This is a genomic window from Streptomyces sp. NPDC054834 (assembly GCF_053611185.1).
Genome location: NZ_JBSGZV010000007.1, coordinates 169,362 through 189,446, shown reverse-complemented (window position 1 = coordinate 189,446; position 20,085 = coordinate 169,362). Strand labels below are relative to the sequence as shown.

Genomic DNA, 20,085 nt, shown 5'->3' with positions numbered 1-20,085 from the left:
GAGGCGCAGGTAGGTTCAATGAATGAACTCGGACTCGACATGATCGCGAGAGGTCAGTCATGACTCAGCCGGACACCACGAACGCGCCGCCGCGGACAACGGCGAAAGCGGCACCGCACGCCGGGGCACCCCCACGCCCCCGGGCCACCCTGGCCCTGACCAGCGTCGCGACGGCGGTGGCCCTGATGACGTACACGGCCCCGATGGTCACGCTCCCGGACACGGCGGCCGCCCTGCACACCCCCCTCTCCGCCCAGGCCTGGCTCCTCAACGGCACCCCGCTCGGCCTCGCGGCCCTGCTCCTGGTGGCCGGCAGCCTGGCCGACGACTACGGCCGCCGCCGGATCTTCCTCGCGGGCACCCTGGCCCTGGGCCTGACCACCGCCCTGGGCGGTCTCGCGACCTCCACCTGGGCCTTCACCCTGGCCCGCATCGCCCAGGGCGCGGCCGGCGCGGCGATCCTGGCGAGCAGCCTGGGCCTGCTGGTCACGGCCTTCCCGACCGCCCGGGGGCGACTGCACGCGACCGGCGTGTGGGGCGCGTTCGTCAGCGGCGGCATAGCGGCCGGCCCGCTGGTGAGCGGGGCGATGCCGTCCTGGCGGGTGGCGTACGGCGTCCTGGGCGCGGCAGCACTGGTAGTGGCGGCCCTGGGCATGGGACGACTGTCCGAGTCACGCGCGCCCAGGGACGGCCGCCCCGACATCCTCGGCGCACTGACCTTCGGACTGGCCCTGGTCGCCCTGGTGGCCGCGCTGACGCTGGGCCGGGACGGATGGCTGCGGGCGTCGGTGGGGTTGCTGCTGGCGGCGACGGTCGTGCTGCTGGGCCTGTTCGCGGTCGTGGAGCAGCGGGTGTCGAAGACCCCGATGATCGACCTGAGCCTGCTCCGCCGCCCCCGCTTCCTCGGCTCCTCCGCCGGCGGCCTGTTCACGGGGCTGGCCGTGATCGGCCTGTTCAGCTTCCTCCCGGCACTGCTCCAGCAGACGCTCGGCCTGTCCGCGATGGACACGGCCTGGCTGTTCCTGCTCTGGTCCGGCATGTCCTTCCTGGTCGCCCTTCAGGCGAAGCGGCTCGCGGGCCGGGTCGCACCGCGCCACCAACTGGCGGCCGGCTTCCTCCTCCACGCGGTGGGCGCCCTGTCCATGCTGGGCGCGATCGGCGCGGGGTCCTGGACCCGGCTGCTGCCGGGCCTGATCATCGGCGGAGTGGGCAGCGGCCTGCTGAACGCGGCGCTGCCCCTGCTGGCCGTGGAATCGGTACCGACGGCACGGGCGGCGATGGGTTCGGGAGCCCAGCAGACGTTCCGCTACATCGGCTCGTGCGCGGGCGTGGCCCTGACGATCGCGCTGGCCACGTCGTCCGGCGGGGGCCTGGCGCACGGCGCGAATGTGGCGATGGTGGTGTCGGCTGGTCTGGCCGTGGCGGGGGCGGCGACCGTGACAGTGGCTCGCGGACGGGAGTGAAGGCGGCTCGGCGGGTGCCCCGGGTCAGCAGCCCCCCGCAGGATAGGTACGGCTCTTGGCCAGGCGGGCAGCGGCGGCCCGGAAGGCGATCCCGGATCGCGGAGCGCCAAGGACGACGTCGAACCCCTCGTCCTCGTCCTCACGGACGGACACCCGGACGTCCTGCGCTTCCTCGGCACCCCACCCGGTGACCATCAGCCGGCGCACCCCCGCGAAGACGACGTAGAACTCGAAGCCCTCAGCCTCCTCCACCTTCTCGAACCCCAAGGTCACCGAGTCCCCGCGCTCGTCGATGTGCACATAGAACAGCCCGTATCCACCGGCTTCCACCAGCCCCAGCCAGTCACCGCTCATAGAAGGTCTTGTCCTCCGTGCCGGGAAGCGCCCGGTACCGCCGCGCGTCGACCCTGCTCACGAACAGATGCCGCCCACCGTCCGACCCGTCGTCCCCGCCCCTGAACGCACTCACATGCCGCAGGGTCACGAACTCACCGCACTCGAACCGCAAGGACACCCCGCTGCCGTCCACGGTCACCCGCATACGCCGCTCGGTCCCGAACGGAGCGAACTCGATGTCACCGACAGCAGGCGGGTCCCATTCGCTCAGGGAGATACGCTCCACCGCCAGAAACTCCAACTGACACTGCACGGTGTCCATCCCCTCCTCGACCCACTCCGGTGGCGGGAACCGAGGAAAGGACGGCAGATCGACGCGCAACGTCAGCGTGGGCCCACGCCAGTTCAGGTTGAAAGACCGAACCCGGACACCACCGCTCGACTGCTCAGGAACCTCGCCGTAGAGGGCCAGGAGTGCTTCCGGATTCACCAGACGCTGAGCAATGCCCCGCATGTCTCACTCCCCCGGCAATTCCGCAGCAACCACAACGCCTTTCTCCAGCAGGGCAACACCGTCCCCGGACAGATGGGCCTTCGCGCGGTAGGGCGGATCAACGGCGTCCATCCGGTGCCCGTGGCACTCGATCCAGTCGAGCAGGAGAGGCGACGGCCCTCCATCCGCCGCATCGGCAACGTCCGCGACGAACGAGGCGCTGATCTTGACAATCACTCCGCGCGAGAGAGCATCGTGGCCGGCCCCGGGCACAGCCGGCTCGAGTCAGCCGAACGCTTCCACATACGAGGCGAGGTTGGCCAGCGAGGAGGCGATGCCGGCCTCGTGCACCGCTTGGTCGATGCCGGGTGGCACGTTCGTGGCGGTGACAGTCACCTCGGTCCCGTCACCGGCGGCTGCGAGATACCAGGTCATCGTCATGGTGCCCGCGTATGACGGGTCGTCGGACTCGAACACCGCCCGCTGCACCACGCGCTCCGGTGGCACCAGGTCGGTGAAGGCGACATCGACGACATCCGTCGTATCCGAGGTCTTGCCGGGGCTGTCGGTGGGGTCGAGGTAGGTGAGGACCATCCGGAACCCGCCCCCAGGGCGGGGATCCCACCGCTCGACCCGCCCGCGCATGCCGTGCGGCGGCAGCCAGGCCTCGAGCGAATCCCGGTCGAGGAGGGCGCCGTAGACAGTCGCCGGTGGTGCCGCGATCACCCGGCTGGCGCGGTCGGTCCTGCTCATGACCCGATCCTAGGAGCAAAGAGGTTCCGCCAGGAGCCGCTGAACGACCCGCCGAAGAAACCTGCCAGGAAATAAGGACGCGACCAACAAGTCCACATGACGCGCTACTCCACGGGACTTGACGACTCCTCACCGCATTGCGGCCACCCCCGAAGGCGCCCCGTCATCGTCCGCCGCGGCGTCGAGCACGGCTCCGGCCTGGGCGTCCACCGCTGGGTCGTCGAACTGGCATTCGCCCTCCCGCACTGGTTCCGCCGCCTACGCATCCGCCGGGAGGTCCGCGACGACATTCACGAAGCGTTCCTCACTCCTCGGCATGGCCGTCATCTGCCGGCGACGCCTGAAGACCTCATTTTCACAGGACTCCTTGACATTTTCACAGGACCCCTTAACCACGGCTGAGCCAGAGCCTCCACTTGCCTGTACGTTTTCCTCGAACGGATAAGAATCGAATGCGTATCCGTCATGGGTCGCTGGCCGACATCGCGCTGTGCGCGGCCCGCGGAGCGCGACCGCATAGGGGTACGCACACCATGATCAGCCGCCTTCTCGACCGACGGAAGGCCTCTCAGCGGAGGGGAAGCCCACTCACGGGACTCACCATGCCGCCCGGCGCAGGTCTCCTCATCGGCAGGGTCCTCGACCCCTTGGGCGAGCCGGTGGGCCAAGCCGAGTTCACGGTGAACGACAGCCACGGTCGCAAGGTAGTGAGTGGTGAGGCCGATCCCTACGGCCTGGTCGTGGCGATGGTTCCTTTCGGGGAATACCGACTGGCCGTCTCCGCCGAGGGTTTCGCCCCTTACCGGGACAGCATTCCGGTCACCGATGACGGGGGGCCGAGCGGCCCCGGAGACATCACACTCCAGACAGCCCCATCGCTTCCGCTGCCCGAACCCGGCGAATGGGAGATCGAACAGGCCCACACCCGGATCGGGTTCGCCGCACGCCACATCGGCCTCGCCCAGGTCTACGGCCGTTTCAACAACTTCGCCGGCGCGATCCGGATCGGCAACACCATCGAGGACTCGGCGATGCATGTCGTCATCGACGCCGCTTCGATCGATACCAATGTGCAGATGCGCGACGACCATCTGCGGTCCGCGGACTTCCTCGACGTGGAGCAGTACCCCACCATGGAGTTCTACAGCGACCGCTTCGTGCACCGCGGCGGAAACAACTGGGCGATCACCGGCGGGTTCACGCTGCACGGCGTCACCCGCACGGTGACCCTCGACGCCAACTACGGCGGTATTCGCGTCGGCATGGAGGGTGAGACCCGCTTGGCCGTCAACGCCACCACCGAGTTGCACCGTGAGGACTACACCATCAATTGGAAGACGATGCTGGCCCGTGGCATCGCAGTCGTTGGCTCCAACATCAAGGTCGAACTCGATATCCAGATCGTGCCCAAGGGCACGCAGCTGAAGTTCAAGTAACGGCAACGCGGTCCGCGAACGGTCCGTGAACGATGTGAGACACCTGCTCGCGTGCGCGGCTAATTACCCGCCGACCGCAGCCCAGCAGGCCCACTAGCTCCGGCAGGGCGTCAGGCGCCGCCGCACCTTGCGGCACCAGCCGCAGGGCCAGGCGTAGCCGTATACCCGGACCATCGTCAGCGAGGTGCCCATTCGGCCACGGCCGCCGGATCACGACTCACGGCTCACGTCGAATTCGGCAAGCCACGCTTCGAAGTCCTCAGGCCCGTGCAGGTACTGCCCGGGTCCCACCATGAGGTCAGCGCCGGCCAAACGGTCAAGTGCGGTCCAAATCCGGCCGTCATTCAGTTCAGGCGCGTCTGACTCAATCAAACTCATTGCCCAACCGGCGACCTCGTCACGACTGGCTTCCCCTCCGGCAAGGCGGCGCAAGCGCAAACCGATCTCCGTACCCAGACCCTCGTCACTCATCAAAACGTCCCTGTGAAGTTACCGTCTCTATCGAATTGATAGCGCCATCTCCGTCGCGGACTTCCGGGCCGCCTTGGACCGCTTGTGGAAGGCCTTGGCCGCCTTGCCCTCCCACACCACCCCCGACAGCGCCCGGTCGGATGCGGCAGCGGCGTCCTCCAGGCCCTTCGCCAGATGCCGCCACTTCTTCGCGATCTCCCGGACCCCGTCCGGATCCACCGCCGGATCCGAGATCCCCAGGAACTCGAGCCCACTGGCGATCGAGTCGCCGAACATGTGGTTGAACTTGTTGATGTAGTGCAGCGGGTTGAGATCCACCATGGTCGGCGCCTCAGCCCTTCTTCGCCCGGGCCTGGGCGGCCAGTAGTAGGTCCAGCAGATCGAAGGCGTCGGACACCTCGCCGATCAGCTTCGCCTCCGCCTCCCACTCCTCGTCAAGCTGCTTGGTCAGCTTGGACAGAGTGGTCATGCCCTTCTCTATCTCGTCCTTCGCACCCAGCAACGACCCCAGCGCCCCCAGCGCCTTCAGATCGTGCTGCTGCTCCTTGAAGTCGGTCAGCGGCTTCGCCGTGTGATGCCCCACCGTCCGCAGCCCCGACGCCGCCTTGTGCATCGACGCGGCTTCCTTCTTCAGGTCAGACATGACCAGCCCCCGTACTTCACTGTGTGCACATGCCAACCCCTCGACACTAGGGAGACGGGTGATCCGGGAGGTATGGGCAGACCCAAGGGCACGCAAAGAACCGCCGGTGAACGGTCGTTGTGGTCAGCGGATGCGACGACTCGCAGGTAGTGGGACGGTGGTTGTAGAGCTTGTGCCCGACCCGAACGGGTCAGCCAGGCGTCAGCCACGCGCCCGCGGAGGCAGTGCGACGCCGCCCCCCCGTCTCCGTCAGCGCCCCGCCCACTGTGGCCGGGGCCCGGGACACTGCCGGCCGGGCAGCCGCCGCCCCCGCCCGATCACCACGGAGGTACTGCCATGACCGACGAGTACGGGGAGAGCAGGGACACCCTCACCGCGCCCCCGGTAGCCCTGTGCGGAGACCCCAACGACCCCGTGGAGAGGGAGAAGGAGTTTCTCTGGCACATGGCCTGGGACTGCCTGGAGAGGCAGATCAACAGCTTCTGGCTCGTGTCCAAAGGAGCACAGGGATTCCTCCTGGTCGCCACCGACCGCATCAAAGGCATCGAGTGCCCCGACCTGGTGTCCGGCGCCTTCGCCGGGAACAACTACTGGCAAGTCGCCCAGGACAGAGCCGTCTCCTGGTTCAAAGGCCCGAAGTGGGGCCAGGTCGGGCTGGGGATCAACGCGGCCCATCACCGCTCCCACGAGCAGTTGCACATCCACATGTCCGCGGTCCGCCCAGGGGTGAAAGCCGAGCTCGACAAGGCCTGGCAAGCGGGCACGATCGCCAAGGACCTGAGGAGCTGGCCCGCGGTGTTGACCACGGTCACCGGACAGGACTCGGGCGGAAAGTCCCAACCGCGGAGCTACCGCGTCGTCCACGTCGACAGCTTCAAGACCCTGAACCTCTTCAAGGCGCTGTACGACAACGTGGTCGTCGTCACACGCGGTGAGGAAATGGGCGACCAGACGATGATCGTCATCGAGGCGGGCGCCGGTTCGGCCGATGGGTACTACGTTCTCAACAGCTGGGACAACCTCGCCCATCCCCCGGCCGCCCCGCAGGGCATCGCCGTCTGCGACAGCGTCCTCATCTGCAAGTGAGCCGGCGGGTCAACTGGATGTACGCGGCCGCATCGACACCAGCTTCCCCCACACCACCATCCGGTACCGCGAGGTGAACTCCGGGGTGCACGTCGTCAGGGTGACGTAGTACCCCGGCTCGCTGTACCCGTACGCCGGCTTGACGATGGACCGGGGTACAGGCCGGATGACCCCTGAGTCACGCGACGAGGTCTGCGGGAGGATCTTGTCGACCGTATACGTGTAGGTCGCCGACCGCGTCTCGACCTCCACCGTGTCCGCGCGGCGCAGCCGCGGCAGGTGGCGGAACGGCTCACCGTGCGTGTTCCGGTGCCCGGCGACCGCGAAGTTCCCGGCCTGGCCCGGCTGTTGGGTGCCAGGGTAGTGACCCACGTACCCCCGGTTGAGGACGTTCGGCTTGCTCACGCCCTCGGCGATCGGAACGCGCAGCCCGAGGCGCGGGATGGTGAGGATGGCGTAGGCCTGGGAGCGGCGGGGCTGAGTCGAGCCGACCCCGGTGGCGTACGACCGTTGCCCCGCGGCAATCCCCGTACGCGACCGGGAAGACGGCGACGTGGACGACGTATCCGTGCCGGACGTGCCGGACGTGCCGGACGTGCCGGAGGACGCCCCACCGGACGAGCCGGAGGCTCCCTCCCCCCACTCCCGCTCCAGCGCCTCCACCTTCCGCTCGGCCCCCCGCCGGGCCTCCCGGTTGGTCCACCACAGCTGATGCACGACCAGGAGCGCGAGGACGACCCCGACGGTCACGAGGACCTCGCCCCCGCCCCACAGCACCCGCCGGCGCCGAGCACGCCGCCGCAGGGTGCTGTGCCGTACGACAGGTAGAGGTCGAACGACGGAAGCCCGCATACGCAGTACGCCTCCTCACACGCCGCCTCGGCCGGGGCCGCCCGCACGATAAGGCGCACGCCTCCAAGTCACCAGAGCCACAGGGATTCCGGTCGCGCGACTGCCGGACGATCACTTCCTCCACCGGTTTTAGAAAGGGCTGTCGCAACCCTCGACAACCCCACGGGCCACACCCGATGCTTCCACTTGGCACGCGGGGGGACGAGTCAACACCGGCCCGGTCGACAACGACCCGGACGACCGGTGTCTGAGCCGCACGGAGAGGCAGACGACACAAGCCATGATCCGACGCAGAACACTCCTGGCCGCCGCGGGAGGCGGCCTGCTCGGCAGCGCGCTCGCCACGGGCACCGCCCGCGCCGACGCGACGATCGCCGTCAACCCGTCTACGACCTACGGAACTTGGGAGGGCTGGGGTACCTCCCTGGCCTGGTGGGCGAACGTCTTCGGCGCCCGGGACGACTTCGCCGACATCTTCTTCACCACCAAGTCGACGACGTACAACGGCACTTCGCTCCCCGGCCTGGGCCTGAACATCGCCCGCTACAACCTCGGCGCGTGCAGCTCGAACAGCGTGAACGGCGAGAGCATGGTGGCCTCCGCCAACATCCCCGCGTTCAAGCAGATCGAGGGCTACTGGCAGGACTGGAACAACGAGGACCCCACCTCCTCGGCCTGGAAGTGGACGGCGGACGCCACCCAGCGCGCGATGCTGGTGAAGGCGACGGCCCGCGGCGCGACCAGCGAGCTCTTCGCGAACTCCCCGATGTGGTGGATGTGCCTGAACCACAACCCCTCCGGCGCCTCCGGCGGCGGCAACAACCTCCAGTCCTGGAACTACCGCCAGCACGCCTCCCACCTCGCCGCCGTCGCCCTGTACGCCAAGAACAACTGGGGCGTGAACTTCGCGACGGTCGAGGCCTTCAACGAGCCCAGCTCCAGCTGGTGGACGGCGACCGGCACCCAGGAGGGCTGCCACATGGACGCGACCGTCCAGGCTGCCGTACTCCCCTACCTGCGCAGCGAGTTGGACAAACGCGGCCTGACGAGTACGAAGATCTCCGCGTCGGACGAGACGAGTTACGACCTGGCGCGCACCACGTGGAGCTCCTTCAGCTCCACCACGAAGGGCTACGTCAACCGCGTCAACGTCCACGGCTACCAGGGCTCGGGCGGCCGCCGGGACCTGCTCTACACGGACGTGGTGACCACCGCCGGCAAGGCCCTGTGGAACTCCGAGACCGGCGACAGCGACGGCACCGGCATCACCCTCGCCGGCAACCTCCTCTACGACTTCCGCTGGCTGCACCCCACCGCCTGGGTCTACTGGCAGGTCATGGACCCGAGCTCCGGCTGGGCGATGATCGCCTACGACGCGAACACGCTCCAGCCCGGCGCCGTACAGACGAAGTACTACGTCATGGCGCAGTTCAGCCGCCACATACGCCCCGGGATGACGATCCTCGACACGGGCGTGAGCTACGCGGCGGCGGCCCTGGACAAGAGCGCCAAGCGACTCGTGATCGTCGCGGCCAACACCGCCTCCTCCGCCCAGACCCTGACCTTCGACCTCTCCCGCTTCACCACGGTGACGGGCGGCTCCGGCGGCCTGGTCCCCCGCTGGAACACGGTCACGACCGGCGGCAGCGACCTCTACGCCTCCCACTCCGACACCTACCTGTCCGGCAAGACGGTGAGCGTGCCGTTCGCGGCGAAGTCGGTGCAGACGTTGCAGGTGGACGGGGTGACGGTATGAGCCGTCGGCCACCGGCGCCGGACACCCCGCGGCCGGCCTCGGCCGACCGCTGCTGACCGCGCCCCCCGGGGGGACACCACCGACCGATGACCGTGGGACTCGAAGGAATGTGCCTCTCCCTTTGTCACCGGTCGGCGCTACGGTGTCCCCCATGCGCCCCGACACGCCTGCCGAGAACGTCGACCACACCGCCGAAGCGGCACGCCTGGAGCGGACCGCCGGCCTGTACCCGGAGGACGCCGAGGCCCTGCTCCTCCAGGCCGCGGCCCACCTGGAACTCTCCGGCGACCGCCCCGCCGCGACCGCGCTCTACGACCGCCTGCTGTCCTCGTCGGACGGCTCTTCGGCCGGCTCGTCGGCCGAACTGGAGAACCCCCACCTGGTACGGGCCCTCAAGGCCTCGAACCTCTGGGAGTACGACCACGAGGCCGAGGCCCGCGCGATCATCGACGGCGTCCGCGCGACCGCTCCGCGGGATCCCGCCCCCTGGGTCATCGTGGCGGAGGCCCTCGAGACCCACGACGAGCTGGAGGCGGCGCACGACACGTTCACGGAGGCCGCGACGCTGCTCCTGACGGACGTCACGGAGCCCCCCTACTCCACTCACCCCCTCCTCTACGGCCGCCACCGCGTCCGCCGCATGCTCGGCCTCCCCCACGACGACTGGGACGCCCTGGCCGACACCCTCCACTCTTCGTCGGTGTCGTTGGACGAACTCCACGACCCCAAGCGAGTCTGGTCCCTCGGGTCGGACAACCCGGCCGAACTGGAAGCGGAGATCTCCCGCCTGCGAGCCGAGCTCGGCGCCTACCGGGAGGCCCTCTCCCGCCCCTTCCCGGTCGCGATCCTCCACTGGCCGGCCGACGAGCTGGCGGAACTGCTCGCCGCGTACCCGGGCCTCGCGGCGGAGTACCCCTCCCACGAGCAGCACCTCGCGACCATAGAGTCGTCCCTGCGCGAGCTGGCGTCCTCGGGGACGCCGAACCTGGGGATCGTGACGGGGACGGTGCCTTCTTATGAGGCGTTCGCGGCGTCGGAGGGCTCGTCCCCGGCGGAGGTGACTCTGCTGCCGCAGTATGCGACGACGCTGGCGGCACGGGGGCGGGCGGTGGCTTGGCCGCCTCAGCGGGGGGTGGCTTGCTGGTGTGCGTCGGGCCGGGGGTACGAGGGCTGCCACGGGGCGTGACCTGGCACGCCCACAACCCTGGCCAGCAGTCCAGGCCGACTGCTGCCCACCCTCCTGGCTCCACACGCGCTGGAGCCCGCTACGGCTCACCGACTTGCGGAACCATGCCGGTCTCAGTGCGATCGAGCGAAGAAGGCATATACACATAAAGGGTGATCCGAGAGGAGAATCCCTGGCCAAAGATGCTGTCAAATAAGGGATTTATCGCCCCTGTTCGGCATCCACCTCCCCCTATGTCCAACCTTTGCAGTACGGTCACACCCACCGTCTGTTGGATGTAGGGGGCCGCTATTTGTGAAGCGGGCCCTGACCTGTGCATTTGAGGAACCATGCCCTACCAGCCTGGCGTCGACTGGCAGTACGACGTCCCCACAATCGGCAGCAAGCGACTCCCCCCGGCGGCCAGGTCGTTCGAATCGCTCGCGCACCAGGGCTACGGCTTCGAGGCGGCCATCGCTGACCTGATCGACAACTCGATCGACGCAGGTGCCCACAACGTCGTCGTGAGTTTCCTACGGGACACCGGTGAGCACGGCGGACGAGACCGTCTCGCCGGCCTGCTCGTCATCGACGACGGCCGAGGCATGGACGAGGCAGGTCTGGACACGGCAATGACCGTCGGCGGGCGGGAGGAGTACGCTGCCGGCGCCCTCGGGCACTTCGGCGCCGGGCTGAAGGCCGCCTCCCTCTCGCACGCCGACGCGCTCACCGTGATCAGCCGAACCAAGAGCAGCCCGTCGGCCGGCCGCCGCTGGCTCACCGCCCGCGCGCAGGCCGACTTCACCTGCGACATCGTCGATGCGATGTACTGCCAGAGCCTGATCGACCGCTACGACGGGATCATCGACTGGCACGGCACGATCGTGCGCTGGGACCAGGTGCGCGCGTTCGAGACCATCACCACCGGCCAGACCGATCGCTACCTCAATGACGCGATCGAACGGCTTGAGACCCATCTCGGTCTCTACCTCCACCGCTTCCTGGCCGGCGACGACTTCCACGTAGACATCGTCGTCGAGGACGTCCACGCCCGCGAGGAACTGGACCACCGGGGCGTGGAGCCCATCGACCCGTTCGGCTACCGGATCCCGGGCCGCCCCGGTTATCCCCGTACGTACATCGCGCCTGTCGAGGGCGTCGGCGATGTCTCACTCACCGCGCACATATGGCCGCCCAAGTCACCGCTCGTCGCATACCGCGGCATCGGACCGCTCGCCGAGCGTCAGGGCTTCTACCTCTACCGCAACGACCGGCTCGTCCAGGCCGGCGGCTGGAACGACACCCGGAGCCCGGAGGGCCACCTCTCCCTCGCCCGCATCGCCGTCGATCTGCCGCCCGAGCCCAACGACGTGTTCGCCCTGACCGTCAAGAAGGACGGCGTCCAGGTCACCCCGTCGTTCGCCCGCGGACTGGAGAAGGCAGCAGACCCCAGCACTGGCCACACCTTCACCGAGTACGTCCGCGAGGCCGAGGCGACCTATCGCGAGGCCGCCAAGCGGCGAACCGAGGTCAAACGCGTGGCCGTCATCCCACCCGGCAAGGGCATCGACCCGAAGCTGAAGCGGACGCTGCGGGACGAACTGCCCCAGCTGGAGGGCGACGACCCCATCGCCTTCACCTGGGCGAAGCTCGACGTGCCTTCCGGAGTCGACTCCGCCGAGCTGCTCTTCACGATCGACCACAAGGAGCGCCTGGTCGTCCTCAACAAGGACTACCGGCACGCCTTCAACGGCGGCCGACGCGGAGGCTCCAACGATGCCCCGGTCCTCAAGAGCCTTCTCTATCTGATGCTCAACGAGATCTTCCAGAAGGAGCGGGTCTGGGCCAACCAGACCGACAAGGTCGCCCTGTGGAACAGCGTGCTCGTCACCGCGGTACGGGCGGAACTCGCCCGCGCCGAGGGTTAGGCCACTTCTCTCCCCCCGCATCTTCCCGTACTCCCAGAGAGGCTGCCGAGCCGCCGTGACCACCGAGAACAAGCCCGCTGTCGACCACCTCACCGACTTCCACGGCGAGGTTCTCGACGCGATGAGCCGACGCGGCCCCAGGCACTTCGCCAAACTTGCCTTCGCCCTCGGCGACGCCGACGAACCGACCGACACGGACATATCCCACTTCGGCGAGCGCATCCTGACCGCGGGCCCCGGCGACGAACTGCTCGCTCTCTGGCGCCGCAAGCTCACCGCATGGGACTTCGAACAGTCCCCCGCCTGGTCGGCCACCACGCCTCGCACCCCGGAGCGCCGCGCCGAGGTCTACGACAAGCTCGCGTTCGGCGCGGATCTATGCAAAGCGCTCGACGCAGCCGTCCCGGTCCACAAAGAACCGGGTCCTGTCACGATCAGCCGCGAGTTCCAGCCCTGGTACACCCGGGAGCAGGCGGCGAATCGCTCGTTCTACTGGACTTCGTACGAGCAGTTGCTGCGCCGCAAGGGCTGGAGCGACGCGGCGGTCTCCAGCCTGGACGAGGCCGCCCATGCGGTCGTGGAGCGGCTTGCCGACCCCACCCGTGACGACTCTTACGGTGCACGCGGACTCGTCGTCGGTTACGTACAGTCCGGCAAGACCGCCAACTTCACCGGCGTCACCGCAAAGGCAATCGACGTGGGCTACCGCCTGGTCATCGTCCTGGGCGGCACCCTGAACCTGCTGCGCGGCCAGACCCAGCGCCGGCTCGACATGGAACTGATCGGCCAGGAGAACATCCTGGGCGCCGCCGATGCGAACGACCCGGACGCCCTGGTCGGTATCGACTACCAGGACGACGAGGACTGGCCCGCGAAGTTCGTCTCGTTCGGCGCCCGCCCTTCCACGCTCGGCGCCTTCGACATCGAGCGTCTGACCTCTCGCGACCGTGACTACATGGCGCTGGAACGCGGCATCAGCGCCCTCGAGTTCGAGAAGCCCGACCGCACCAAGCCCCTGTACGACCCGGCGAACCTGCATGCGGCCCGCGCCCGCGTCATGGTTGTGAAGAAGAACAAGTCGGTGCTGGAGAAGCTGGTCAAGGACCTCAAGAAAATGGGTCCGATCCTCAGCGAGATACCGGCCCTGATCATCGATGACGAGTCGGACCAGGCCTCCGTCAACACGACGGACCCGAAGAAATGGGAGGCCGGGACGGTCACCCGCACCGCGATCAACGGTCAGATCAGCAAACTCCTCAAGCTCCTGCCCCGCGCCCAGTACGTCGGCTACACCGCGACTCCTTTCGCGAACGTCTTCATCGACCCGGGTGACGAGGAAGACCTCTTCCCTCGCGACTTCCTGATCTCCCTCCCGCGTCCCACCGGCTACATGGGCGTGCAGGACTTCCATGACCTGGACGACGTCGAGGACGGCGCAGGCGAGACCGAGAAGAAGCACGTCCGAGGCATCTACGACTCCACGGGCGACCGCCTCCAGGAGGCCATGGACGCCTTCGTCCTCACTGGCGCACTCAAGCTCTACCGTGTTGACCACGGCGTCCCCGAGGGCCCGTTCCGCCACCACACCATGCTGGTGCACGAGTCGGTCAGGATGGCAGAGCACACCGCCCTCGCCCTGCGCATCAGCACGATGTGGCACAACGCCGCGTACACAGGGCCGGAAGGCCATGCCCGCCTCGCCTCCCTCTTTGAGAAGGACTTCCACACGTACGCGGCCAGCGCCTTGCCCACCCCGGCGACGTACGCGGACCTCAAGCGCTACATCTCCCGCGCCCACCAGCTCATCGCCAAGGGAGGCACCCCGGTCATCGTCGTCAACGGCGACAGCGAACGCGACTACGCCCAGCCCGATCTGGACTTCGACCGCACCCCGAACGTCTGGAAGATCCTCGTAGGCGGCACCAAGCTGTCCCGTGGCTTCACGGTCGAGGGCCTGACGATCACGTATTACCGCCGCACTACCCAACAGGCCGACACCCTGATGCAGATGGGTCGCTGGTTCGGTTTCCGGCCCGGGTACCGTGACTTCGTACGCCTCTACATCGGCCGTGAGGAGTCTCTCGGGCGTGGCCGCAATGCCAAGACCGTCGACCTGTACGAGGCCTTCGAGGCGATCTGCCGCGACGAGGAACTCTTCCGTGCCGAACTGGCCCGCTACGCTCCCTTGGTGGACGGCCGCCCCCAGGTCACCCCTTCTCAGATCCCACCGCTTGTGGCCCAGCACCTGCCGTGGGTGAAGCCGTCGGCCCGGAACAAGATGTTCAACGCGGAGTTGGTGGAGGTACGGTCGCCGGGGACCTGGGTGGAGCCGACCGCCTACCCCGAGGATTCGGACGAGCTGGCCCACAACACCGGATGCTGGGAGCCCGTGCTCGCCGCGCTGGGGGAGGGCCCGGTGCGCCTGTCGGTCGGAGAGGGCACCTCGTACGAGGCGCGCGTGGGGACGGTCTCGCACGAGACGCTGACCAGAGTGTTGTGCGACCTGCGGTGGTCGATCCCGAGCCAGTTCTCGCCGCATCTGGAGTTCCTACTGGAGGCGGGGCGGCAGCCGGCGGGGATCGACGATTGGCTCGTGATCACACCGTTGCAGACCTCGGCCAAGCGCACGGAGGTCCGCATCCTGGGTCATGGCCCCTTCACCCCAGCTCGCCGTACGCGCCGGCGCGGCTCGCTGTTCGGCGCACTCAGTGAGCCCAAGCACCGCGCTGCCGTGCTGCGCATCGCGGGCGCCGTCGGGACGGCAGGAAACCCGCCGGTGGAGCGGCTCGTCCGCCCGCGCCGCGGGGCACTGCTGCTGTACCCGGTGATCGAATCCGAGCCCCGCCTCGCCTCCGACAGGACGGTGGACGCCGGTGACGTCGTCATAGCCTTTTCCCTCGTCGCGCCGGAGTCGTCGGTGGGGACGGGTCGCCCGCTGATCCGGTTCCGTACGGTCGACTCGGGCCGGCAGGATGCGATCGTTATCGACCGAGACGACGCACACTCCTGAGGCGCGACACCATTGGACAACGTGAGGCCCTCCTCCCCCGACGTCTCGGCACGCATGTCGCGTCAGGCCAGCAAGAACACGAACGCCGAGCTGGCCGTGCGACGCCTGCTGCACGCGGCCGGCCTGCGCTACCGCGTGGAGTACCCGGTGCCGGGCATGACGCGGCGACGTATCGACGTGGCATTCACCCGGGCCAAGGTCGCCGTCCTGATCGACGGGTGCTTCTGGCACGGGTGCCCGCAACACGCTACGCAGCCGAGGGCCAACGCTGAGTGGTGGCGCACGAAGCTCGACCGGAACATGGCCCGCGATAGGGAGACGACGGCGCACCTGACCGCGCACGGGTGGACGGTGTTGCGGTTCTGGGAGCATGAGGCTCCTGAGGAAGTGGCCGTACGGGTGAGAGCGGCTGTGGAACGTCGGCTGGCAGAAGGCATGAGGAGAGGGAAAGAGTGGGGGATCTGACCTTCGTCGATGTGTGCTCTGGAGCAGGCGGACTCGCCCTCGGACTGGAGCAGGCGGGGTTCGAGCCGCGCCTACTGCTGGACGACGACGAGCTGGCCGTCACGACCCTGCGGACCAACCGGCCGTTGTGGAACGTGTTGTGCACGGACCTGCTGGACTTCGATCCGGCCGAGCACCCCGTGAGTTACGACGTGGACCTCCTGACGGCCGGCCTGCCACGGGTGAGGTCGAGCGCGACTGCCCGGCGGGTGGACACCGGTGTGGAACAACGGCTTTTGCAAGCAGCCGTATATCTCGTTCATGCCGTCAGACCGCGGGCGGTGCTCATCGAGAACGTCCCCGAGCTCGTCCATTCCGAGATCCATCAACCTTTTCGTGACTTCGTCCATACCGAACTGGATCACTTGGGATACGCGTTCAGCTGGTTCGTCATGAACGCCGTCGACTTCGGCGTACCTCAGAGCAGGAAGCATGGAGTCCTGGTAGCTGTCCAACGACAGTGGGCCAGGGCTTTCCGACCACCGGTACCGACAGTGCGCGAACCGATGACGGTCGGTGCCGCGTTGGAGCCGTCCATGGCCGTACGAGGTTGGACGGACGCCGCTCACTGGGCCGCCCAGGCCGATCAGCCGGCTCCCACGCTGGTGGGAGGGTCGAAGAACCGGGGTGGCGCCGACCTGGGGCCCACCAGAGCCAAAAAGAAGTGGGCGACGATGGGTGTGAACGCGCATACCGTCGGTGACAGAGTCCCCGGTCCGGACTTCGTCTGGGATCCGGAACTCGGCAGGGACAATATGGTGAAGCTCACGGTCGAACAGGCGGCACTGCTGCAGGGCTTCCCCGCGACGTGGCAGATCAGCGGGCTCAAGACCGCCCGGTATCGTCAGGTCGGACACGCGACCCCGCCGCCTGTCGGGAAGGCGCTCGGGCGAGCCGTCGCCGAAGCGCTGAACAGTGATCCGGCGACCTTCGCTGCCGGCTACACTTCAGCCCCATGACCAGCACGGCGCCCCAGCAATCCATCCTCGACAGGCCTTTTGTCCTGGATCTCTTCGCGGGACCCGGAGGACTGGACGTCGCCGGACACGCGCTCGACATCCCGAGTCTCGGCATCGAGTGGGACAAGAGCGCTTGCTTGACTCGATACGCGGCGGGGCTGGACACCCTCCACGCCGATGTGAGCGCGGTTCGCCGGGACGACTTCGAGTCGCTACCGCCGGAGATCAATGTGCTTGCCGGTGGACCTCCGTGCCAGACCTACTCGGTGGCCGGTCACGGCGCAGGCCGCGAAGCCCTGGAGAAAGTCAAGCGGTTCATCCGCCGACTGATCGCGGGCGAGCCCGACGAAGCGATCGACGAGGATCTAAAGAAGCTCAGCGACCCGCGCACCGCCCTGGTTCTCGAGCCTCTTCGCTACGCCATCCAAGCAACCAGGAGCCCGAACCGGGCGAACCGCCCGTATGACGTCATCGTCCTGGAACAGGTACCCACGGTCGCCCCGGTCTGGGAACACTACGCCAGGGCGCTGACGAACAAGGGCCTGCCCGACGGCACCAAGTACGAAGTCGTCTTCGATGTTCTCGCCACCGAGACATACGGGGTGCCGCAGACGCGATCCCGCGCGGTGCTGATCGCTCGGCGTATAGGACTCGGTAAGCCCTCGCTGCCTCCGCGGACCCATCACGCCTACGAGCCGAAGGAATGGAATCGGAGGAACGACCAGGCCGAGAGCCAGGTCCATCAGCCGACCCTGGACGAGAGCCGCGCACCGGAGGTTGAAGAAGGGCGGGAGAAGACCGACAAGGACCTGGAGTCGTGGAGGTCGATGGGTGAAGTGCTCCGCAACCAGGCGGGCAAGCATCCTGGGCGAGCCACCCCCTTCCTGGTCCGCTCGAACTACGGCAGCTCCGGAAACCCGGGACGGCGCGGGGTACGGACCGATCAGCAGCCCGCCGCCACCGTAACCGGCCGCATCTCCCGCTTCGTGGTCTTCGAACATCTCGACGAGAACATCGTCCACGAGGGCGCACGATTCAGCATGAACGAGGCGGGGATGCTGCAGAGCTTCCCGCCGGACTACCCGTGGTCCGGTACGGCACAGGCCCAGCAGGTAGGCAATGCCGTGCCGCCCGCGTTCGGTATGCACCTGCTGAGCGCCGCGCTCGGCCTTCCCGTGCCCGACATTGAGGTCCTGGACAAGCCGTGGCCAGCGGCCACGGAGGAGCAGCGGGCCAAGCTGCGAAGCCACGGCTGTGGGGACGCGGACGCTTGCACGGACAGGTGCCCGCGCGCCAAGGATCAGGTGCCGCCGCCCTCCTCGCGACCGCGTAAGAAGGCGTCGGTCAAGCAGTAGGTCGGTCCGCGCTTGCCCGGCCCCTGACCGGCGCCGTCTCGAACAGCTCCGCGAAGTATTCGGTGAGGGCAGCCACGGACTTCTCCGGAACAGGATCCTCGTCGGGCCCCTTCGGGAGTTCGTGCCGCTCGACCGGTGGTGCCGATCCAGCCTCGGCTATCCATTCCCGCAAGGAAGCAGGGTTCAGGGGCTCATCCGGTGCGAGAACGTCGTAGATCAAGGTTGCTCCGGCAGCGTTGATCGCGATGCTGAGGCCGTTGATGTCTCGCCCGGTGGAGACCTGTCCGTTCTTCAAAAGACGGACCAGGGCCTGGGCGGTGGGACGGTGGTCGATCAGCTCCATCCGGAGAACGGTGTGGATGAGGTCCTGGTTTCCGCAGGCGGCCTCGGCCGGTTCATAGTCCGGCCCGTTCCGGAAGAGCTCAGCCGCCCACCACAGACGGGAGAAGCACTGACGGTCCGCGGGGCCCCGGAAACGCTCCGCGGCGATACGCCTCTCCGGCTTCTTCGCGGTCGGCTCCGACAGGTGACGCCAGGCCACATAGTCGGGGGCCACCGCCAAGGCGATGTGGTTCCACAGACGCCTGTCCGCCGCCTCTCGCCGCGTCAGACGCAGCGTCGCGTGGAGACGCGGCGCGAGCCACGCGTCTGCTCGGGTACGGTCCTCCCGGAACTCGAACATAGCGTCTTCCACCAGGCTTCGGACTGGCTCGACCGACCACCTGGCGTCGTCCTCGGGAAGCGACTCGACGACCTTGGCGAGTTCGATGCCGCCGTGTACCTGCTCGCCTTTGAGCAGCTCCTCGGTGAGGAACGGATCGACGGCCGAGGTAGGGAGCAGCGCCAAACGCTCCGGAACGTGGTTCGGTTGGGTGATCACTTCTCACTCTCTCGGTTCGTCTGTTCCAGACTGCGGATGGCATAGGCAAGCGCCCTGGTGGCATCAGCACGGCGGACAGCCGCGTAGTGGATGCGGGTCTGGAGCTCGACCCAACCCGAGTCTCCAGTGCGCCGGCGATGGACCTGTCGCAGGGCTTCCTCGACATGCACGCCGGGAATCACGTCCGGGAGCATCTCGCGCAGGACCTCGCCCTGCCAGTCGCTCGGGAAGACCGGGCCACCACCAGGTTCCACCTCCAGATCACCGATGGCACTGTGGAACACCGCGGTCCAGACATCGGTGGCCATCTGAGCGACCAGGAGGTCACGCACCTTGCTCTCCACACCAGAACCGCTGCTGTCCAACAGCCCGATGACCCCCTCGACATCGGTGTTCACGAACACCGTGGGAACCCTGGCCGAGGTGTCCACGATCCAGGGCGCGTCGGCGTAAGCCTGCAGCCACTCCCGGGAGCTCCTCTTGAACGAGGCTTTCTGTACGTCCAGTTGGAGCCCACGGACCGGCTCCTCGGAAACCGTGTCGACGATCCAGCTCCGGTCGGTCTCGGCGATCGACCGTCCACGTATTCCGTTCACCGTCCCGACGGCATGCACGGCGAGGGAGGCCCGACCCAAGTGATCGTCACGAAGCACCTCCAGGGAGCCCGACCAGTCACGGCCGTCCTCAGCGTCACGTGTGAGGGCCGCGGAGGTGCGGACATTGGTCTCACCGTCCGTCAGAACGGCGAGGACGCGCAGATCGGACCAGGCGGCGTCCGGCGCGTTCGCCCCGGGCGGGAGCGTCGCTGAGAGGCCGATCGTGGCGCTCACCCAGTCGGTGTGGCCCGCGATGCCAAGTGCGACGGCCTGCTGCTGGGTCGAGTACGCGGTGGTCTCCAGCTGATCGCGGGTGCCGTCGGAGAGCTTGAGGGACACCGAGGTCACCCTGAGCGTGACCGGCCGGTTGAGCCGCTTGTACGGGTAGATCTTCACGCG

General features: G+C 67.9%; 20 protein-coding genes and 1 pseudogene. 11 read left to right on the top strand and 10 right to left on the bottom strand.

The features are described from left to right. The first annotated feature begins 59 nt into the window (after positions 1-59). A complete protein-coding gene (locus tag ACWGJM_RS12700; protein ID WP_453411660.1) occupies positions 60-1,463 on the top strand; it encodes an MFS transporter in 1,404 nt (467 codons plus the stop codon). Positions 1,464-1,487: 24 nt separating this feature from the next. Here ACWGJM_RS12700 and ACWGJM_RS12695 read toward each other — a convergent pair whose 3' ends face one another. From ACWGJM_RS12695 to ACWGJM_RS12680, 4 genes are read right to left on the bottom strand one after another with little or no spacing between them, the layout of a single operon-like run. Then, entirely contained in the window at positions 1,488-1,817 is a 330-nt protein-coding gene (locus ACWGJM_RS12695; protein ID WP_453411659.1) for an Imm50 family immunity protein, read from the bottom strand. After that, a complete protein-coding gene (locus tag ACWGJM_RS12690) occupies positions 1,807-2,313 on the bottom strand; it encodes an Imm50 family immunity protein (protein ID WP_453411658.1) in 507 nt (168 codons plus the stop codon). The genes ACWGJM_RS12695 and ACWGJM_RS12690 overlap by 11 nt, the downstream gene beginning before the upstream one ends. A gap of 3 nt (positions 2,314-2,316) precedes the next feature. Beyond that, positions 2,317-2,529 (bottom strand): hypothetical protein, encoded by a 213-nt coding sequence (locus tag ACWGJM_RS12685; protein ID WP_453411657.1) that lies wholly within the window; start codon positions 2,527-2,529, stop codon positions 2,317-2,319. A 48-nt stretch (positions 2,530-2,577) separates the two neighbouring features. Then, positions 2,578-3,045, bottom strand: coding sequence for an SRPBCC family protein (locus ACWGJM_RS12680; RefSeq protein WP_453411656.1), 468 nt, complete (start codon positions 3,043-3,045; stop codon positions 2,578-2,580). Between the two features lie 159 nt (positions 3,046-3,204). On the opposite strand from ACWGJM_RS12680, the pseudogene ACWGJM_RS12675 reads away from it, so the two are divergent. Both ACWGJM_RS12675 and ACWGJM_RS12670 read left to right on the top strand, forming a co-directional pair. After that, positions 3,205-3,391 (top strand): annotated as a pseudogene (locus ACWGJM_RS12675) (IS5/IS1182 family transposase); the annotation flags it as partial. A 187-nt stretch (positions 3,392-3,578) separates the two neighbouring features. Beyond that, positions 3,579-4,481 carry a YceI family protein gene (locus ACWGJM_RS12670; RefSeq protein ID WP_453411768.1) on the top strand — a complete coding sequence of 301 codons (903 nt, stop codon included), beginning with the start codon at positions 3,579-3,581 and terminating at the stop codon, positions 4,479-4,481. A 210-nt stretch (positions 4,482-4,691) separates the two neighbouring features. Here ACWGJM_RS12670 and ACWGJM_RS12665 read toward each other — a convergent pair whose 3' ends face one another. Genes ACWGJM_RS12665 through ACWGJM_RS12655 form a run of 3 tightly spaced genes read right to left on the bottom strand, consistent with a single transcriptional unit; the run spans position 4,692 to position 5,595 of the window. Beyond that, a complete protein-coding gene (locus ACWGJM_RS12665) occupies positions 4,692-4,952 on the bottom strand; it encodes a DNA-binding protein (RefSeq protein ID WP_453411655.1) in 261 nt (86 codons plus the stop codon). Positions 4,953-4,979: 27 nt separating this feature from the next. Then, positions 4,980-5,273, bottom strand: coding sequence for a WXG100 family type VII secretion target (locus ACWGJM_RS12660; protein WP_453411654.1), 294 nt, complete (start codon positions 5,271-5,273; stop codon positions 4,980-4,982). A gap of 10 nt (positions 5,274-5,283) precedes the next feature. Beyond that, on the bottom strand, positions 5,284-5,595 hold the full coding sequence (locus ACWGJM_RS12655; protein WP_453411653.1) for a hypothetical protein: 312 nt from the start codon (positions 5,593-5,595) through the stop codon (positions 5,284-5,286). Positions 5,596-5,931: 336 nt separating this feature from the next. Here ACWGJM_RS12655 and ACWGJM_RS12650 point away from each other — a divergent pair, with 336 nt between their 5' ends. Next, positions 5,932-6,681 (top strand): CDP-diacylglycerol diphosphatase, encoded by a 750-nt coding sequence (locus tag ACWGJM_RS12650; protein WP_453411652.1) that lies wholly within the window; start codon positions 5,932-5,934, stop codon positions 6,679-6,681. A 9-nt stretch (positions 6,682-6,690) separates the two neighbouring features. Here ACWGJM_RS12650 and ACWGJM_RS12645 read toward each other — a convergent pair whose 3' ends face one another. After that, positions 6,691-7,533, bottom strand: a complete 843-nt coding sequence (locus ACWGJM_RS12645; RefSeq protein WP_453411651.1) for a class E sortase — start codon at positions 7,531-7,533, stop codon at positions 6,691-6,693. Positions 7,534-7,813: 280 nt separating this feature from the next. Here ACWGJM_RS12645 and ACWGJM_RS12640 point away from each other — a divergent pair, with 280 nt between their 5' ends. From ACWGJM_RS12640 to ACWGJM_RS12610, 7 genes are all read left to right on the top strand, one after another. After that, complete coding sequence (locus tag ACWGJM_RS12640; RefSeq protein ID WP_453411650.1) at positions 7,814-9,289, top strand: beta-1,6-galactanase; 1,476 nt, start codon at positions 7,814-7,816, stop codon at positions 9,287-9,289. A 151-nt stretch (positions 9,290-9,440) separates the two neighbouring features. Continuing rightward, positions 9,441-10,475: a hypothetical protein gene (locus ACWGJM_RS12635; RefSeq protein WP_453411649.1), complete on the top strand. Its 1,035-nt coding sequence runs from the start codon at positions 9,441-9,443 to the stop codon at positions 10,473-10,475. 329 nt (positions 10,476-10,804) lie between these two features. Beyond that, the gene (locus tag ACWGJM_RS12630; RefSeq protein ID WP_453411648.1) at positions 10,805-12,382 is read left to right on the top strand and encodes an ATP-binding protein; all 1,578 of its coding nucleotides are present in this window, start codon (positions 10,805-10,807) and stop codon (positions 12,380-12,382) included. A gap of 121 nt (positions 12,383-12,503) precedes the next feature. Beyond that, positions 12,504-15,392 (top strand): Z1 domain-containing protein, encoded by a 2,889-nt coding sequence (locus ACWGJM_RS12625; RefSeq protein WP_453411767.1) that lies wholly within the window; start codon positions 12,504-12,506, stop codon positions 15,390-15,392. A gap of 54 nt (positions 15,393-15,446) precedes the next feature. Continuing rightward, positions 15,447-15,857, top strand: coding sequence for a very short patch repair endonuclease (locus ACWGJM_RS12620; RefSeq protein WP_453411647.1), 411 nt, complete (start codon positions 15,447-15,449; stop codon positions 15,855-15,857). Further along, positions 15,845-16,855, top strand: a complete 1,011-nt coding sequence (locus tag ACWGJM_RS12615) for a DNA cytosine methyltransferase (RefSeq protein WP_453411646.1) — start codon at positions 15,845-15,847, stop codon at positions 16,853-16,855. Before ACWGJM_RS12620 ends, ACWGJM_RS12615 begins: the two co-directional genes overlap by 13 nt. Beyond that, positions 16,852-18,210, top strand: coding sequence for a DNA cytosine methyltransferase (locus ACWGJM_RS12610; RefSeq protein WP_453411645.1), 1,359 nt, complete (start codon positions 16,852-16,854; stop codon positions 18,208-18,210). The genes ACWGJM_RS12615 and ACWGJM_RS12610 overlap by 4 nt, the downstream gene beginning before the upstream one ends. On the opposite strand, the gene ACWGJM_RS12605 is transcribed toward ACWGJM_RS12610, so the two are convergent. After that, positions 18,200-19,090, bottom strand: a complete 891-nt coding sequence (locus tag ACWGJM_RS12605) for a DUF6339 family protein (RefSeq protein WP_453411644.1) — start codon at positions 19,088-19,090, stop codon at positions 18,200-18,202. The two genes, ACWGJM_RS12610 and ACWGJM_RS12605, sit on opposite strands and share 11 nt — an antisense overlap. Beyond that, a complete protein-coding gene (locus ACWGJM_RS12600) occupies positions 19,087-20,082 on the bottom strand; it encodes a hypothetical protein (protein ID WP_453411643.1) in 996 nt (331 codons plus the stop codon). Before ACWGJM_RS12600 ends, ACWGJM_RS12605 begins: the two co-directional genes overlap by 4 nt. Between the last annotated feature and the right edge of the window lie 3 nt (positions 20,083-20,085).

What these genes read in the sequence shown, in the direction of transcription:
- ACWGJM_RS12700 (WP_453411660.1), top strand. Translation starts at nt 60, where the DNA reads ATGACTCAGCCGGACACCACGAACGCGCCGCCGCGGACAACGGCGAAA.
- ACWGJM_RS12695 (WP_453411659.1), bottom strand. Translation starts at nt 1,817, where the DNA reads ATGAGCGGTGACTGGCTGGGGCTGGTGGAAGCCGGTGGATACGGGCTG.
- ACWGJM_RS12690 (WP_453411658.1), bottom strand. Translation starts at nt 2,313, where the DNA reads ATGCGGGGCATTGCTCAGCGTCTGGTGAATCCGGAAGCACTCCTGGCC.
- ACWGJM_RS12680 (WP_453411656.1), bottom strand. Translation starts at nt 3,045, where the DNA reads ATGAGCAGGACCGACCGCGCCAGCCGGGTGATCGCGGCACCACCGGCG.
- ACWGJM_RS12670 (WP_453411768.1), top strand. Translation starts at nt 3,579, where the DNA reads ATGATCAGCCGCCTTCTCGACCGACGGAAGGCCTCTCAGCGGAGGGGA.
- ACWGJM_RS12665 (WP_453411655.1), bottom strand. Translation starts at nt 4,952, where the DNA reads ATGAGTGACGAGGGTCTGGGTACGGAGATCGGTTTGCGCTTGCGCCGC.
- ACWGJM_RS12660 (WP_453411654.1), bottom strand. Translation starts at nt 5,273, where the DNA reads ATGGTGGATCTCAACCCGCTGCACTACATCAACAAGTTCAACCACATG.
- ACWGJM_RS12655 (WP_453411653.1), bottom strand. Translation starts at nt 5,595, where the DNA reads ATGTCTGACCTGAAGAAGGAAGCCGCGTCGATGCACAAGGCGGCGTCG.
- ACWGJM_RS12650 (WP_453411652.1), top strand. Translation starts at nt 5,932, where the DNA reads ATGACCGACGAGTACGGGGAGAGCAGGGACACCCTCACCGCGCCCCCG.
- ACWGJM_RS12645 (WP_453411651.1), bottom strand. Translation starts at nt 7,533, where the DNA reads ATGCGGGCTTCCGTCGTTCGACCTCTACCTGTCGTACGGCACAGCACC.
- ACWGJM_RS12640 (WP_453411650.1), top strand. Translation starts at nt 7,814, where the DNA reads ATGATCCGACGCAGAACACTCCTGGCCGCCGCGGGAGGCGGCCTGCTC.
- ACWGJM_RS12635 (WP_453411649.1), top strand. Translation starts at nt 9,441, where the DNA reads ATGCGCCCCGACACGCCTGCCGAGAACGTCGACCACACCGCCGAAGCG.
- ACWGJM_RS12630 (WP_453411648.1), top strand. Translation starts at nt 10,805, where the DNA reads ATGCCCTACCAGCCTGGCGTCGACTGGCAGTACGACGTCCCCACAATC.
- ACWGJM_RS12625 (WP_453411767.1), top strand. Translation starts at nt 12,504, where the DNA reads ATGAGCCGACGCGGCCCCAGGCACTTCGCCAAACTTGCCTTCGCCCTC.
- ACWGJM_RS12620 (WP_453411647.1), top strand. Translation starts at nt 15,447, where the DNA reads ATGTCGCGTCAGGCCAGCAAGAACACGAACGCCGAGCTGGCCGTGCGA.
- ACWGJM_RS12610 (WP_453411645.1), top strand. Translation starts at nt 16,852, where the DNA reads ATGACCAGCACGGCGCCCCAGCAATCCATCCTCGACAGGCCTTTTGTC.